Origin of the sequence: Propionibacterium sp. oral taxon 192 str. F0372 (genome assembly GCF_000413315.1) — a bacterium.
Taxonomy (GTDB): Bacteria; Actinomycetota; Actinomycetes; order Propionibacteriales; family Propionibacteriaceae; genus Brooklawnia.
Genome location: NZ_KE340297.1, coordinates 508,317 through 521,280 on the forward strand (window position 1 = coordinate 508,317; position 12,964 = coordinate 521,280).

15 protein-coding genes are annotated in these 12,964 nt (G+C 62.3%); 13 read left to right on the forward strand and 2 right to left on the reverse strand.

What is annotated here, in order from left to right:
• Together HMPREF1531_RS02330 and HMPREF1531_RS13505 are read left to right on the forward strand one after the other, a co-directional pair.
• A partial coding sequence (locus tag HMPREF1531_RS02330) for a tetratricopeptide repeat protein (RefSeq protein ID WP_016668283.1) occupies nt 1-203 on the forward strand: 203 nt, incomplete at its 5' end.
• A gap of 227 nt (nt 204-430) precedes the next feature.
• Nucleotides 431-583, forward strand: coding sequence for a hypothetical protein (locus HMPREF1531_RS13505; RefSeq protein ID WP_156860143.1), 153 nt, complete (start codon nt 431-433; stop codon nt 581-583).
• A gap of 210 nt (nt 584-793) precedes the next feature.
• Here the strand turns inward: HMPREF1531_RS13505 and HMPREF1531_RS02335 are convergent, their stop codons facing one another.
• Nucleotides 794-1,687 (reverse strand): pyruvate, water dikinase regulatory protein, encoded by an 894-nt coding sequence (locus HMPREF1531_RS02335; protein ID WP_036898079.1) that lies wholly within the window; start codon nt 1,685-1,687, stop codon nt 794-796.
• 166 nt (nt 1,688-1,853) lie between these two features.
• Here HMPREF1531_RS02335 and HMPREF1531_RS02340 point away from each other — a divergent pair, with 166 nt between their 5' ends.
• The 8 genes from HMPREF1531_RS02340 to HMPREF1531_RS02375 all read left to right on the forward strand — a co-directional run bounded on the left by HMPREF1531_RS02340 (nt 1,854) and on the right by HMPREF1531_RS02375 (nt 10,123).
• On the forward strand, nt 1,854-2,855 hold the full coding sequence (locus HMPREF1531_RS02340) for a class I SAM-dependent methyltransferase (RefSeq protein ID WP_016668285.1): 1,002 nt from the start codon (nt 1,854-1,856) through the stop codon (nt 2,853-2,855).
• A gap of 107 nt (nt 2,856-2,962) precedes the next feature.
• On the forward strand, nt 2,963-3,742 hold the full coding sequence (locus HMPREF1531_RS02345) for a YwiC-like family protein (RefSeq protein WP_016668286.1): 780 nt from the start codon (nt 2,963-2,965) through the stop codon (nt 3,740-3,742).
• 39 nt (nt 3,743-3,781) lie between these two features.
• The gene (locus HMPREF1531_RS02350; RefSeq protein WP_016668287.1) at nt 3,782-4,426 is read left to right on the forward strand and encodes a hypothetical protein; all 645 of its coding nucleotides are present in this window, start codon (nt 3,782-3,784) and stop codon (nt 4,424-4,426) included.
• A gap of 199 nt (nt 4,427-4,625) precedes the next feature.
• Nucleotides 4,626-5,279 carry a hypothetical protein gene (locus HMPREF1531_RS02355; protein WP_016668288.1) on the forward strand — a complete coding sequence of 218 codons (654 nt, stop codon included), beginning with the start codon at nt 4,626-4,628 and terminating at the stop codon, nt 5,277-5,279.
• Between the two features lie 103 nt (nt 5,280-5,382).
• Nucleotides 5,383-6,033, forward strand: a complete 651-nt coding sequence (locus tag HMPREF1531_RS02360) for a hypothetical protein (protein WP_016668289.1) — start codon at nt 5,383-5,385, stop codon at nt 6,031-6,033.
• 326 nt (nt 6,034-6,359) lie between these two features.
• The gene (locus tag HMPREF1531_RS02365) at nt 6,360-7,064 is read left to right on the forward strand and encodes a hypothetical protein (protein WP_016668290.1); all 705 of its coding nucleotides are present in this window, start codon (nt 6,360-6,362) and stop codon (nt 7,062-7,064) included.
• A gap of 228 nt (nt 7,065-7,292) precedes the next feature.
• Nucleotides 7,293-8,483 (forward strand): DUF1015 family protein, encoded by a 1,191-nt coding sequence (locus tag HMPREF1531_RS02370; RefSeq protein WP_016668292.1) that lies wholly within the window; start codon nt 7,293-7,295, stop codon nt 8,481-8,483.
• A gap of 86 nt (nt 8,484-8,569) precedes the next feature.
• The gene (locus HMPREF1531_RS02375) at nt 8,570-10,123 is read left to right on the forward strand and encodes an acetyl-CoA hydrolase/transferase family protein (RefSeq protein ID WP_016668293.1); all 1,554 of its coding nucleotides are present in this window, start codon (nt 8,570-8,572) and stop codon (nt 10,121-10,123) included.
• A 74-nt stretch (nt 10,124-10,197) separates the two neighbouring features.
• Here the strand turns inward: HMPREF1531_RS02375 and HMPREF1531_RS02380 are convergent, their stop codons facing one another.
• Nucleotides 10,198-10,842, reverse strand: a complete 645-nt coding sequence (locus HMPREF1531_RS02380; protein WP_016668294.1) for an HAD family hydrolase — start codon at nt 10,840-10,842, stop codon at nt 10,198-10,200.
• 59 nt (nt 10,843-10,901) lie between these two features.
• Between HMPREF1531_RS02380 and HMPREF1531_RS02385 the strand changes: the two genes are divergently transcribed.
• The 3 genes from HMPREF1531_RS02385 to HMPREF1531_RS02395 are packed head-to-tail and all read left to right on the forward strand — an operon-like array spanning nt 10,902 to nt 12,875.
• Complete coding sequence (locus HMPREF1531_RS02385) at nt 10,902-11,324, forward strand: hypothetical protein (protein WP_016668295.1); 423 nt, start codon at nt 10,902-10,904, stop codon at nt 11,322-11,324.
• 60 nt (nt 11,325-11,384) lie between these two features.
• Nucleotides 11,385-12,287 (forward strand): MFS transporter, encoded by a 903-nt coding sequence (locus HMPREF1531_RS02390; protein ID WP_016668296.1) that lies wholly within the window; start codon nt 11,385-11,387, stop codon nt 12,285-12,287.
• Between the two features lie 15 nt (nt 12,288-12,302).
• Nucleotides 12,303-12,875, forward strand: a complete 573-nt coding sequence (locus HMPREF1531_RS02395; protein ID WP_016668297.1) for a type II toxin-antitoxin system PemK/MazF family toxin — start codon at nt 12,303-12,305, stop codon at nt 12,873-12,875.
• Nucleotides 12,876-12,964: the final 89 nt, after the last annotated feature.

The window sequence follows — 12,964 nt, forward strand, 5'->3', positions numbered from 1 at the left end:
ACATGTTCGAGCGTGCCATCGAAGCAGACCCCACCAACACCAAAAACCTCGGCGCCTATGCCATCTTCCTCACAGATATCCAGGGCAACCACGACCAAGCCCGAGACATGTTCGAGCGTGCCATCGAAGCAGACCCCACCAACACCCAAATCCTCGGCGCCTACGCCATTTTCCTGTGGACCATCCGGGGCGACCATCACTAAGCCATCAAAACCGACCCCACCAACACCAGAAATCTCGGCAAATAGGCTAACTCCTTTTCGCAACCGGTCAGGATGAGGCCGCGATCACCCTCGCCACACGGGCTCTGTCTCTCGCCGGTCCCAACGAGAAACCCCTCGTCGCGGAGTGTCACTTCTACCTCTTTGCGCACTCACCCGAGCACCGGCGCGAGTCCGGTGAGAAACTACGAGACCTGCTGGCCGCGGGGGTGACGACCGGATCTTGGTCATTCGAGCCCAATCTGGAGCGCCTGCGCCGGGAGGAAGATCCGCGCCACGACCTGGTGCGAGACGTAGCCGATGCCCTCCGCTCAGGCGACACCCACACGCTTGAGGCCTGGGGCGAGTGGTACACCCTCTGAGCTCCAGAGAACCCAGAGCACCGGCCCGGCCTTTAGCAAAACACCCGGGCCGCGCAGCCTTCCCATCTGCTCTTTCCACCCATCACGGGTGCGTGACTGGATACTGCGCCATCCGCCTCAAGAATCGCTCCGCGAACTCCACTGCCCCCATCAAGCAGTCCAGGAGGAACCGGACAGGCAAGCCAGGACCTCCCGAGGCGGGCCTGCCCCTCAGGGCTTCAGCTTCATCGTCCCCGGGGGTCTGCGCAGGCGCTTCCCGGCCTTACGAGCCCGCTCCTCCACCAGATCGGTCACCCGTGCGGCGGCCTCTTCCAAAGCCAGACCGGTGGTATCGATCACCGGGCAGCCCAGGGAACGCTGGATGCGAGAGACTTCATCGAGTTCGTCATAGATCTTGGCAAGATCGGCATAACCACCGTCTGCGGTCCCGTAACCACCCATTGACTTCGCTCGGCGAGTGCGGATCTGGAGTAAGCGCTCCGCGTCGATGGTCAGCCCCACGATCCGCCACCGCTCAATGCTGAACAACTCCTCGGGCGGAGCGATACCCGGTACCAGCGGCACATTGACCGTCTTGTAGCCGACATAGCCCAGATACAGCGACAGCGGGGTCTTGCCCGAACGCGACGCCCCCACCAGGCAGATATCGCATTCGGCGAGGGCCGTCGGCATGATTCCGTCGTCATTGCGGACAGCGAATTCCATAGCCGAGATCCGGTCGAAGTAATCGGCCTCCACCGCCACCGGGCGCATCGGCGCCGCATCTGCATGCACACCGGTGGCCTTCTCAAAAGCACGGATCGTGCTGCTGAACAAGTCGGCGCAGGGAATCTGCTTGTCGTCGCAGTAACGTGCAACCATCGCGGCCATCTCGTCCATGACCATGGTGTACAAGATCATCACCGGGACTGGTTCCTCACCAGACCGGGCATCGGTGATTTCGTCGAAAACACGCAACAGGTGCTCGGCATCCTTGATGCGCGTATGGCGCACGATGGTAGTCAGCGTGTGCGGGAACTGGGCCGCAGCCGCGCGAGCCATGCGGACCGCGGTTTCCCCAGAACTATCGGCGATGACATGGACCTGCAGCTGTGTGGCAGACATGCCCAGACCATAGCGCAGGATGCCATCGGTGAAATCCGGAGAACAGGTGAGTTGCCGCGTCATCTGCGCCATCACCAGTCATCCCAGGCCCAGTCGGCGCATCACCGCGAGAATCACGACGGGACTCACCACGGCATCGCGCCGCCCACCAGGCACAATCGTTGCCATGGATCCCGTCGACCGCATCACCGCGGACAACTCCCCCGCCAAGGCCACCCACATTCTGGTGATCGATGCGCCGGGATTGGTGGTGGAGGCGACCCGACGAGCCGATGCTGTGTCGGTGTGGTGCGACGACATTCGGGATGCAGAACTGGTCGCCCCCGAGTTGCTCATTGAGCATTTCGACGAGGCCCTGGCCGACGTCGACCTGGTGTGGCTACGGCTGCCCAGGTCGCTGGGTGCACTTGATGAATACGCCGAACTCATCTCCCGATGGTGCACCGAGCAGGTGGTTATGGTGTGCGCAGAGCGCAACAAGTATCTGAATCTGGCGATGAATCCCGTTCTGCAAGCCCATTTCCAGGATTTCCACGCATCCCGCGGGCAGGATAAGTGCCGTGCCCTGGTCGCCTCCGGCCCACGACGAAGCACGATCACCTGGCCTCGACACGGCATCGTCGAGATCGGAGCGCAGCCCCTCGACCTGTGGTGGCACGGGGCGACCTTTGCCGCCGGGCGTATCGACAAAGGCACCCGGGTATTGCTGGAGGTCTTCGACCAGATTCCCCCGGCAACCACCGTCGTCGACATGGGTTGCGGATCGGGGATCCTCTCTGCCCTTGCCGCGCATTCCTGGCCCGGCAGCACCATCCATGCCCTCGACGTCTCTGCAGCCGCCATCGACTCGACGATGCGCACCTGCACCGGGCTCGATGTCGTCACCCACTGGAGCCGGAGCCTCGACCACCTGCCCGCGGCAAGCGTTGACATCGTGGTGACCAATCCACCCTTCCATCGCGGAACAGCGAAGGATTCCACCCCGGCGATTGGTTTGTTCCGCCAAGCCGCCCGGTTACTGCGCGACGACGGCGAGCTGTGGTGCGTGGCGAACTCCCACCTACCCTGGGCCGCACACCTGACCCGGCTAGCGGGGCCAACCGCCGAGATCACCAGGGAAAGCGGTTACACGGTCACCAGATCGGTACGTGTGCGCCATCCGCGATGACCACCGGGCACCGACGCGTTCGCCATGAACGAAATCACCCTGGGCTCCTGCGGGCATGGACCATCGGCGGATTCGCGCCACCTCAAAGGTCCGGTAGGTTCACCCGCATGGCACCACCTGCGGCATGGTTACCCCGGCAGCACGGGGCATGGGCGATGCTCATCGTGCCGTTCATCGTGGGCACAGTTCTGGCCTGCCGGGCAGAGGTCGCCGGAGCATGGCTGATCCCGCTGGCCGCCGCCGAGCTGAGTGCCTATTTCGGTTTCAACACCCTCACTTTGTTCCTGCGCTCCCCTGTTTCACGACGCCAGAACCTCCATCGTCCGTTGATCACCTATTCGGCGCTCACCGCAGTACTCGCAACCCTGGCGCTGGTCTTGGGCGCCTGGCGACTGGCATGGTGGCTAATGGTGGCCGCTCCCCTGTTCTTTTGGGCCATTCGACAGACAGCCCACCACCGGGAGCGCGATGTGAGTAGCGGGCTGGCCACCGTCGCATTAGCCAGCGGGGTCGGGTTGGCCATCCGCTTCCACTGCCCCGGGCAAATCCTCAATGAATGGCCCCAGGCCGCTCCCGACCTCGTGGTGCTGTGCTGGATGTTTGCCCATTTCGCCGGCACTGTGTGGCACATCAAGGCGATGATCCGCGAACGAGGGCTCCCCCGGGCTCGACGTCGCACCTGCACCTGGCACACGCTGGTGCTGGCGAGCACGGCGCTGGTGCTTGTCCAACACCTCTCATTGGCCTGGCCAGTATTCTTCGCGATCACCTTGGCGCGCACCACCTGGATGACCGCCCCCCAACGCGCCGCCAGTTTCTCGGCGAAACAACTGGGGGTGACCGAGATCTTCCTGTCGCTCGGGGTGCTCGCCGTTGCCCTGACCTGAACCAGCCCGCGCCGGGTATCCTCGCGACCAGGAGGTCCCATGCGAAAGCTTGCCACTGCCACTGTCGTCGCGGCACTCGTCCTCACCGGTTGCGGCCCCGATTCCGATGAGCCGATCGACCCGTCGACGGCCCGCACCATCTCCTCCGACCGCCAGATCGGCCCGGTCGCCACCGGTGAGCTGCTGAACAAGATCTCCGCCGCCATGCAGAAGGCGGGCACTTTCACCGCGACCTCACATGCCGAACTCACCGGGGCCAACGGGGTCCGGGTCACCGACACCACCGCGCGCCACGATTTCACCAATCCCGACGAACATCGCATGCACTTGGTGTCCACCTCCGACGGTGAGACCTTGGAGGTGATCGTCATTGGATTGACCACCTGGACCCGGCAGAACGACGCGCTGTGGACGAAGACCGACACCGTGGCCGATCCGACGGTCCTATTCCCCGATGGAACCGACGGCAGTTACGTCGCCCGGGAGAAGATCTCGGGTCGCAAACTGCACCACTACCGCTACGCCGCATCCCCGGCCACCATCGACCTCTACCTGGACAACGACGATCTTCCCCGGCTGACCATCACCACAACCAATGGTTCCCCGCTGGTGATCAGCTACACCGGTTACGGGGATCCAGTCGAGATCAACGAGCCTGATCCTGCCCAGGTGACTCAGGGATAGCACCATCCCTGGGAAAATCTCCGCGCCCTCCCCATCATCGTCTCCTAAACGATGTGAGAACGACACGACAGCAGACGCTATTGCCGCGCAGGGGCGTATCAGGTCACGATTCGGACTCTCTCCCGGCCCCGGAACGTTTCATGAAACCCCGGGACGATACCTTCGGGGAAGCTAACGTCTCGAGAAGGAGCGCTCCTCCATGCCCAAGTCCCTCGTCGCCCTGGCACTTGCCGGGCTGCTCGCCCTCAGTGCCTGCGGAAATTCCACCGGAACTGATTCAACCGGATCAGCTTCTGCCGAGGCCTCTTCCGCCGCAAGCAAGCACATCGACCCGGATAACTTCGCCCATGAGCTAATTGACGCGATGCAGAAGACCGGCACCTTCGTTTCAGATAGCACCTCCTCCGTCGACTTCAATGGCCAGACCATTACCTCCACGGTCCACATCGAATACGACATGACCGACCCTCAGAACATGAAGGTCCACGTCACATCCAACAAAGACGATGGTCAGACGATGGAGACGATCATGATCGGCAAGACCGTCTACATGAAACTCCCCGGAGCCGACAAGTGGTCTTCCCGAACTGCCGAAACCGCCGAGGCTGCAGCAGCGCTCACGCTGCCCGAGGATACCACGGCCACCGAGATCGGCCCAGAAACCATCAACGGCATCGAAACTACCCATTACCAAGTCATGAATCCGATCCTGGGCAGCCCAATGGACTACTGGATCGATACGAAAGGTCGCCCGGTGCGAACCACCATCGAATCGATCAACACCGATTACTCCGGTTTCGGGGAGCCTGTCAACATTCAGGCTCCAGATCCTTCCGAAGTTACCCAGGGCTGAATTCCCGAAGAGGGTCACCTCATTTCGTCGATCGAGGTGAAGCGACCCCCACACCATCTACGGTGGAATCGTTCCTCCCCCCAACAACACAGGAGTCACCCCGATGAAAAAGACTGCACTTTGCCTCGCCTTGGTGGGCCTGCTGGCACTCAGCGCCTGCGGTTCCTCAGGCTCCACCTCCGGAAACGACGGTTCGTCCTCCCCGGAAGCCTCCAGCACTCAGCCCAGCAAGAAGAAACACGAGATCCGCGTTGAGAGCTTCGGTAAAGATGTAAAGGCAGCCATGGAAGATGCCGGCACCTTCACCGTTGACGGCACCTTCACCACCAGCAGTGGCGCGGAGATCATCGCACACATCGATTACGACATCACCACCCCAGACGTCATCAAATCCCATATGACCCGCCAGCGGGAGGGCCAGACGTCGGAGGAGATCCGAATTGGTAGCACCAAGTACGTCAAGGCACCCGGCGACACCACCTGGACCTCATCCACCGCCGAGTCCGATAGGGTCACCCGCCTTTTCCAGGTGCCTGAGGACATCACGGTCACCGAGGCCGGAAAGGAGACCATTGATGGGAAGGAACTGGTCAAGTATGACCTCACCGAGGGTGGCGACAGTGCCTCCTACTGGCTGACTGAAGAGGGCTACATTGCTCAAGTTTCCTTCCAGGGTGAGACGATTACCTTCGGCAACTACGGCGAGCCGGTCACCATCACCGAGCCCGATCCCTCCGAAGTGACCCAAGGCTGATCTTGTTGCGTACCTCGCGCCTGGTCGGCGAGTTTATTCGGCCTTGATCGCGAGTGTTGCGCATCACTGAGATCTTGTGCGCCGGGTGTCGTCATTGCGACGGCACCCGGCATTCTTGCGTGGCGTGACCGTTCACTGCCCGTGCATGGGAACCCACGGATCACGATGCGCCAAGAGGCATGGGAAACAGCCCAGCTGGTCACAGCATCGAACCGAGCACAACCCCGGTCTGTCGTGATCTTGTGAAGATAGCGCACCCAGATCGCCTCGGTTCACCCCACAAGGGCATAGGTTATTGGCCGGGTACTCGCTCCCAGGAGGAAGAATTGTCCAGGCTGTCCACCGTCTCGCTTCTCGCCCTGCTCGCCTTGACCGCATGCGGTGGGGCAGCGTCCACTCCGCCGTCGCCCACCAGGGCCAGTGACGTGGCATCGGATTCCTCACCAATGCAGAACTCGCCCACCCCAGCTACCAAGTCCTATTCGGTGCAGGCAGACACCCTCGTCGCCGACATTCGCGCAGCACTGCAGGATGTCGGGACATTCAAGGCCGAGGGTCTGACCGACTTCATCCCAAACCCGGGTGGGTCCCACACCGAGGAGACCTCCATCATTGAGGTGGATCTCTCCGACCCGAGCAACCACAAGCTCCACATCGTCGAGACCAAGGGCACCGACACAAGGGAGTACATCTTCACCGATGGATTCATGTATACGAAGGCCCTTAATGGATCAGGGTGGCTCAAGCGCCCAACCCTCAGCGATGCAGACAATCCTTACATCGGGTATTTCCTGTTGCCCGATGATGCGACGGCGCGGGAGACCGATGGCGGTGGGGTTCTTGAGGATGGGACACAGGTTCGGCATTTCGTCGTCCAGTCCTCGAATCCGAACCTCGGCGCAGATGTCTACGTCGACATGAACGGCATCCTAAAACACGTGACAGGGAGCGGATACACCCTCGACATAACGGAGCCGGGGGCCCCGGTAAACATACAGGCCCCAGATCCCTCCCAAGTCACCGAAGGCTGAGCCTGCCTGGCCCGGTGCCGCGGCCTCAGGTTCGGCACGACGCGATCGCGGGATACCCCTCGCCGGAGGCGTAATGCCCATGGTGGTCCAGACCACCATGGGCATTACGTCATTCGTGGACGGCCCCATCGGTCACCCTGGTGAGAAAAACCCACGAATCGCCACGCCCGGGTCAGCAGTTTTTGCTTGTTGCCTCGCCGATCCCAGTCGGTTCGGTAGCGTGGAGCCGTGCCAGCTTTTGAACCCTTCCATGCCATCCATTACGCGTCGTCATCCAATTGGGACGACGTCATCGCGCCTCCCTACGATGTTCTCTCCGATGATGACATCGACGAGTTGAACCATCGCTCGGAGCACAACATCACCTGGATTGATGTCCCCCGTGGTGGGGCCGACCGCTACGAGGTGGCCGCCGCCCTGCTGCACGAGTGGCTGGACGCCGGTGTTCTGGTACGCGACGAGACCCCAAGTTTTCTGATCTACCGGATGGACCTGGTCGACGCCACCGGCAAACCGCGCACCATCTCCGGTGTGCTGGGCGGGCTGGAGGTCGTCGACGAGGGAGCCGGTGGGGTGCTTCCCCACGAGCGCACAACGAAGAAAGCCAAGACCGACCGCCTCGACCTGACCATCGCCACCGCAGCGAACCTCTCCCCAGTGTGGGGACTAGCCTTGGCCAAGGGGCTCACCGCGGCCCTGGCCGCCCCCGGGGAGATCATGGGTTCCCTGGTCGTCGACGGAGTCACCCACCGCATCGAAAAGATCACTGATCCCGAACGCATCGCCGAGATCTCCGCCCTCATTGGTTCCGACGATGTATTGATCGCCGACGGACATCATCGCTACCACATCTCCCGCGAGTACCGAGACATGGTGCGCAAGGCCACCGGGCACACGGACACCGCCGCCGAGTACACACTCACCTTCATCAACGAACTGGTCGACGACCAGCTGTCGATCGAGGCCATCCACCGCTTCTACGACGGCATTCCATTCGCCCAACTGCACAACGACCTATCCGGCTCCTTCAGCTTCGAGCCGATCAAGGGACGCCCCACCCCGTCGCACCTGGCTCAGATGGTCGAGGAAGGCCGTCTCATCTTGATGGATGCCCAGGGCCGGGCCGAGTGGATGATTCCCCTCCCGGGTGCTTTCGACGGGGTGCGCAACCTGGACGGAGCCTGGCTGGAACATGCCCTGGCCGGGTCAAAGGCCGAGGTCTCCTACCAGCATGGCCTCGACGAGATCCTGGAGATGGTTGGTGACCACACCGCAGCCGTACTCATCCGTCCCACCTCGCTGGAGGAGATCGAACGCACCGCGCGCGAGGGGCTGTTGATGCCCCCGAAGTCGACCTTCTTCACCCCGAAGTTGCGGACCGGATTCGTCATCCGGCCCACCGCTCAGCTGCCAAGATGAGCATGTGACTGCCGAACCGGGCCCCGGCGCTTCGGACGAGCACCGGGGCAGATAACCTTTTGCCAAGCCATCAACGAGGAGGAAGCATGTCGGAGCGCATCAGGCACCAGGCGTTCAGGGACAAGATCATGACAGCCGAGGAGGCCGCCGCCTTGGTGACCCCCGGTGCGAGCATCGGATTCTCCGGCTTCACGGGAGCCGGTTACCCCAAGGAGTTCCCTGTTGCCCTTGCCAAGAGGCTGACCGAGGCCAAGGAGAAGGGTGAGGATTTCCGGATCAAGATCTTCACCGGCGCATCCACCGCCCCGGAACTCGACGGAGCGCTGGCAGACACCGGTGGGGTCGCACTGCGTGTACCGTACCAATCGGATCCGCATATGCGAACCGCCATCAACAACGGCACCACCGACTACGTCGACACTCATCTGTCGCACGGCCCGAAATATGTGAACATGGGCTTCTTCGGCGAGATGGATTTCGCTGTGGTCGAGGCAACCGCAATCACCACCGAGGGCGAAATCGTCCCGTCGTCGTCGGTTGGCGCCAACCGCACTTACCTCGACAACGCCAAGAAGGTCATCGTCGAGGTCAACGACTGGCAGACAGAAGATCTCTACGGTCTGCACGACATCTACTACGGAATGGACATCACCTCCTTCCGTTCGCCGATCCCGATCTCCCAGCCGGGCGCGATCATTGGCCAACCGACCTTGCGTGTCGACCCGTCGAAGATCATCGCGGTGATCAAGACCAGCGATCCGGACCGCAACTCGCCATTCAAGCCACTCGACGATGATTCCCGGGCCATCGCCGCCCACATGCTCGACTTCCTGGAATTGGAGGTGCGGGCCGGGCGCATGCCTAAGAACCTTTTCCCGCTGCAGTCGGGTGTGGGTAACGTCGCGAATGCTGTTTTGGCGGGATTGAAGGAGTCCAAATTCGAGCATATGACCTCCTACACCGAGGTCATCCAGGACGGCATGATCGATCTGATCGATTCGGGCAAGATCGACGTCGCCTCGGCGACCTCCTTCTCGCTGTCCCCAGATGCGGCCCACCACATGAATGAGCACGCCCGCGACTACCAGGGCAAGATCATCATGCGGCCCTCCGATGTGTCGAACCATCCGGAGGTCATCCGCCGTCTATTCGTCATCGCCTGCAATGCCATGATTGAGGCCGACATCTACGGCAACGTGAACTCCACCCATGTCATGGGCACCAGGATGATGAATGGCATCGGCGGCTCGGGCGATTTTGCCCGCAATGCCGGTTACTCGATCTTCGTGTCCCCGTCGCTGGCGAAGAATGGCGACATTTCGGCGATCGTGCCGATGGTCTCCCACCACGACCACACCGAGCACGATGTCATGGTGCTAATCACCGAGCAGGGTCTGGCCGATCTTCGTGGCTTGGCTCCGCGCCAGCGCGCCAAGCTGATCATCAACAACTGTGCGCATCCGGATTACCGCGATGAGCTGATGGATTACTACGAGCAGGGTCTCAAGGTGTCGAAGGGCATTCATACCCCGCACGTGCTGGATCGCTCTCTCAGTTTCCACAAGCGGTTCTTGGAGACCGGTTCGATGAAGCCGCAGGCCTCAGCACCGCAGGCTGCCGAGGAAGCCGCCAGCGAGTGATCCGCTGAGCTATTTCTCGTTGATTGAGGCCCTCATCCGGTGAACCGGGTGGGGGCCTCACCATGTGGCGGCTCTCAACCCAAGAGCAGTGCCCGCAGCTCGTCGACAGTGTCGACGACCGCCACGCTGGGTTGGGCTCGCAGTTCCTCGGGGTTCCCGGCTCCCCAGGTGACCCCAATCCCGGCCATGCCCGCAGCCTTGGCGGCCTGCAGGTCGACGACGGCGTCGCCGACGTAGAGGGTCTGTTCTGGGCGCCCACCTGCCTTTGTCATGCCCAGCAGAAGTGGGGTGGGGTCGGGTTTATGGGCATCGGTGTCCTCCATGGAACACAGCAGTGGCAGGTCACCCGGCAGCCCGACGCACCGCATGGTGAGTTCGGCGGCATTGGTGCGTTTGGAGGTAACGACCCCAGTGGTGACTCCGGATGCCAGCAGGTCGGTGGCCAGTTCGACCATACCGTCGTAGGGCTCGACGAGTTCGGGCAGATGCACCATGTTGTGGGCGGTGTAGGTGGCCTCCAGTTCGGCAGCATGAGCGGGGTCCTGCTCGGTGAACACGTCGCGCAAGGTACGTCCGATGGTGGGCAAGATCTCCTCGGGAGTGATGTGACGCCCGACGCTCGCCCATGCATGGGTGTAGCTGGCGACGATCGCAGGAACGGTGTTGGCCAAGGTTCCGTCGAGGTCGAACAGGACGACAGGCCAGCGTGTATGAGGCATGGGCCAAGCTTATTTGTCCCGGTCCGTACCCGGGCACGGGTGCATGACAGGATGTTGCCATGCGCACCCAGGAAAAAGAGTCAAGGATCTGGTTCATCGCAACCGTGCTGGCTATGGTTCTCGTGGTGCTCGCCATCGCGGCCACCATGATGGTGTCTGACGAGTTGCCCATTGCACGTTTCTTCGGGGTCATCCTCATCGTCACCAGCTTGATCGCTGCCGCGATGTTCTTGGCCCGTTTTCTGTCAGCGTCCCGTGGCTGGAGCAGCTCACCTCCCGATGCACTTCGCCGATGGACGCTGCTCGCAGCCTCGGCCGGAGGGGTAGTCGGCTGCGTGTGGATGACTATTCGGGTTCGTGAATTCGTTGGCCCGCACCGACCTGGCCTGACGCTGGGGATGCAGGTGTTCGGGATCCTCATGGCCATCCTCTTCGCAGCCCTCGGGCTCTGGGGGTTCACCAACCGGCGTCCAGACTGCTGAGAACAGTGGCGAACTCAATGGTTCGGTAGGCTGGACGATGCACGGCGTCCAGGAGGTCAGATGAGCGAGCAGAACGACGACACCCCAATCGAGTCGTCCAACCGCCCAGCGCAACCTTCGGCACCCCAGTCCCGGCTCGCCCCACCCACCCGGGCCCCTGAACGATCCCAATGGGCCGAAGATTTCGTCACCCACTCCCCGAGCGCCGACGGGCCTCGCAGACTGTTCGAGAGGACATCGGTTCCGCCGGAAACCTCACCCATCAATGCCCGGGCCACAGCCACCGAGCCCTTGCCGGTGGACGATACTGCTCACACCGCCACTGCGCAGAATCAGAAGGAACCTGAGACGGCCACGCTGCCTCATGAGGAATCGATCGCTGGCATCGGCGACCAACCGTCGTCGCCGATCCACACCCTGCCACCGGTCAAGGAGACCGTCGGTGGGTTCCCGGTCAGCGAACGCACCGGCGAACCACGACGCAGTTTCTTGGTGGTCACCATCTGTGCCCTGTTTGGACTAGGTTCGGTCACGTCGCTGGCCACCTACGCCTGGTACTGGTGGACGGCGATCAACATCACCGACTTCGCATCCTCCGCGTGGCTCATCTCATGGTTCGACCCACGGCCCGGGTCCGGGCTGTCGATCTTCCTGGTGACGGTCATGGCGGTGATCGGCATCGTGATGATGACGATGCCGGCGATGGCCTGCTACAACATCTGGCACGGCGCCGACTGGTCCCGCCGAGCCGGGATCTTCGCGGCGGGCAGTGGATTGCTGTCGATCTTCGTTCTGCCTTGGTCATGGCTGGGTTTCCTGCTGTGTGCCATCGGGTGCGGCCTGCTGTGGCTACCCGGAGCCGCCGCTTGGATGCAGGCCTGGGAAGAAATCAATGGCAGTGGCCCGACCGAGGTAGCGGTCGTGACCGATGTTCCCTACGGCCCGCTGCCACGTTTTCGTTGATCTGAGGAGTCCTGAATGAACGTCGCGAATGGGCTCAGACTGGTCGGCAAATTTGCCCGTACCGTGTTGCAGATGGCCCAGGCTTCCAATGCGTCATCACAGCGCAGTTCGTCAGAGCCAACTGGCCGACGCCCTACCGAACAGCGCACAAAGACCTCGGCATTCTCGAACCATCGGTCAGATGACGCAGGGGACTACGCCGGTTGCCCCGATATGGACTATTCAGCATCGCTGCCGGGCGGGCACCGCAGCGGCGAAATGCTGTGGACCTGGATTCCTTTCGAAGACGATGCCAGCCAGGGCAAGGACCGGCCCGCGCTGGTCATCGGTGCCGACGGCGGGCGGTTGCTGGTGACCCCTGCGACGTCGAAGGACCATGATCGCGACGAGGAGCAAGAGCGTCGGGCGGGTCGCTACTGGATGGATATCGGTGCCGGTGACTGGGATTCCCGGCGCAGACCGAGCGAGGTTCGGCTGGATCGCATCGTTCCCGTGCAGGTAGATGCCATCCGGCGCTCTTCGGGACGGGTCAGCGCCCAGGTCTTCGGCCAGGTGGCCGACGGGATTCGCCGCCACTGGAACGACTGACGGAGACTGGGCCGCCTTCCTGCTGGCCTCCCGGAGCGATGGCTCATCACCGGCCCGGTGCCACCCATTGGCGCTGAACCAGGGCGCAC

Excerpts from the sequence above, each read along its gene's own strand:
- HMPREF1531_RS02350 (WP_016668287.1), top strand. The coding sequence starts at position 3,782 with ATGCGAAAGCTTGCCACTGCCACTGTCGTCGCGGCACTCGTCCTCACC.
- HMPREF1531_RS02385 (WP_016668295.1), top strand. The coding sequence starts at position 10,902 with ATGCGCACCCAGGAAAAAGAGTCAAGGATCTGGTTCATCGCAACCGTG.
- HMPREF1531_RS02340 (WP_016668285.1), top strand. The coding sequence starts at position 1,854 with ATGGATCCCGTCGACCGCATCACCGCGGACAACTCCCCCGCCAAGGCC.
- HMPREF1531_RS02345 (WP_016668286.1), top strand. The coding sequence starts at position 2,963 with ATGGCACCACCTGCGGCATGGTTACCCCGGCAGCACGGGGCATGGGCG.
- HMPREF1531_RS02390 (WP_016668296.1), top strand. The coding sequence starts at position 11,385 with ATGAGCGAGCAGAACGACGACACCCCAATCGAGTCGTCCAACCGCCCA.
- HMPREF1531_RS02360 (WP_016668289.1), top strand. The coding sequence starts at position 5,383 with ATGAAAAAGACTGCACTTTGCCTCGCCTTGGTGGGCCTGCTGGCACTC.
- HMPREF1531_RS02380 (WP_016668294.1), bottom strand. The coding sequence starts at position 10,842 with ATGCCTCATACACGCTGGCCTGTCGTCCTGTTCGACCTCGACGGAACC.
- HMPREF1531_RS02375 (WP_016668293.1), top strand. The coding sequence starts at position 8,570 with ATGTCGGAGCGCATCAGGCACCAGGCGTTCAGGGACAAGATCATGACA.
- HMPREF1531_RS02335 (WP_036898079.1), bottom strand. The coding sequence starts at position 1,687 with ATGTCTGCCACACAGCTGCAGGTCCATGTCATCGCCGATAGTTCTGGG.
- HMPREF1531_RS02355 (WP_016668288.1), top strand. The coding sequence starts at position 4,626 with ATGCCCAAGTCCCTCGTCGCCCTGGCACTTGCCGGGCTGCTCGCCCTC.
- HMPREF1531_RS02395 (WP_016668297.1), top strand. The coding sequence starts at position 12,303 with ATGAACGTCGCGAATGGGCTCAGACTGGTCGGCAAATTTGCCCGTACC.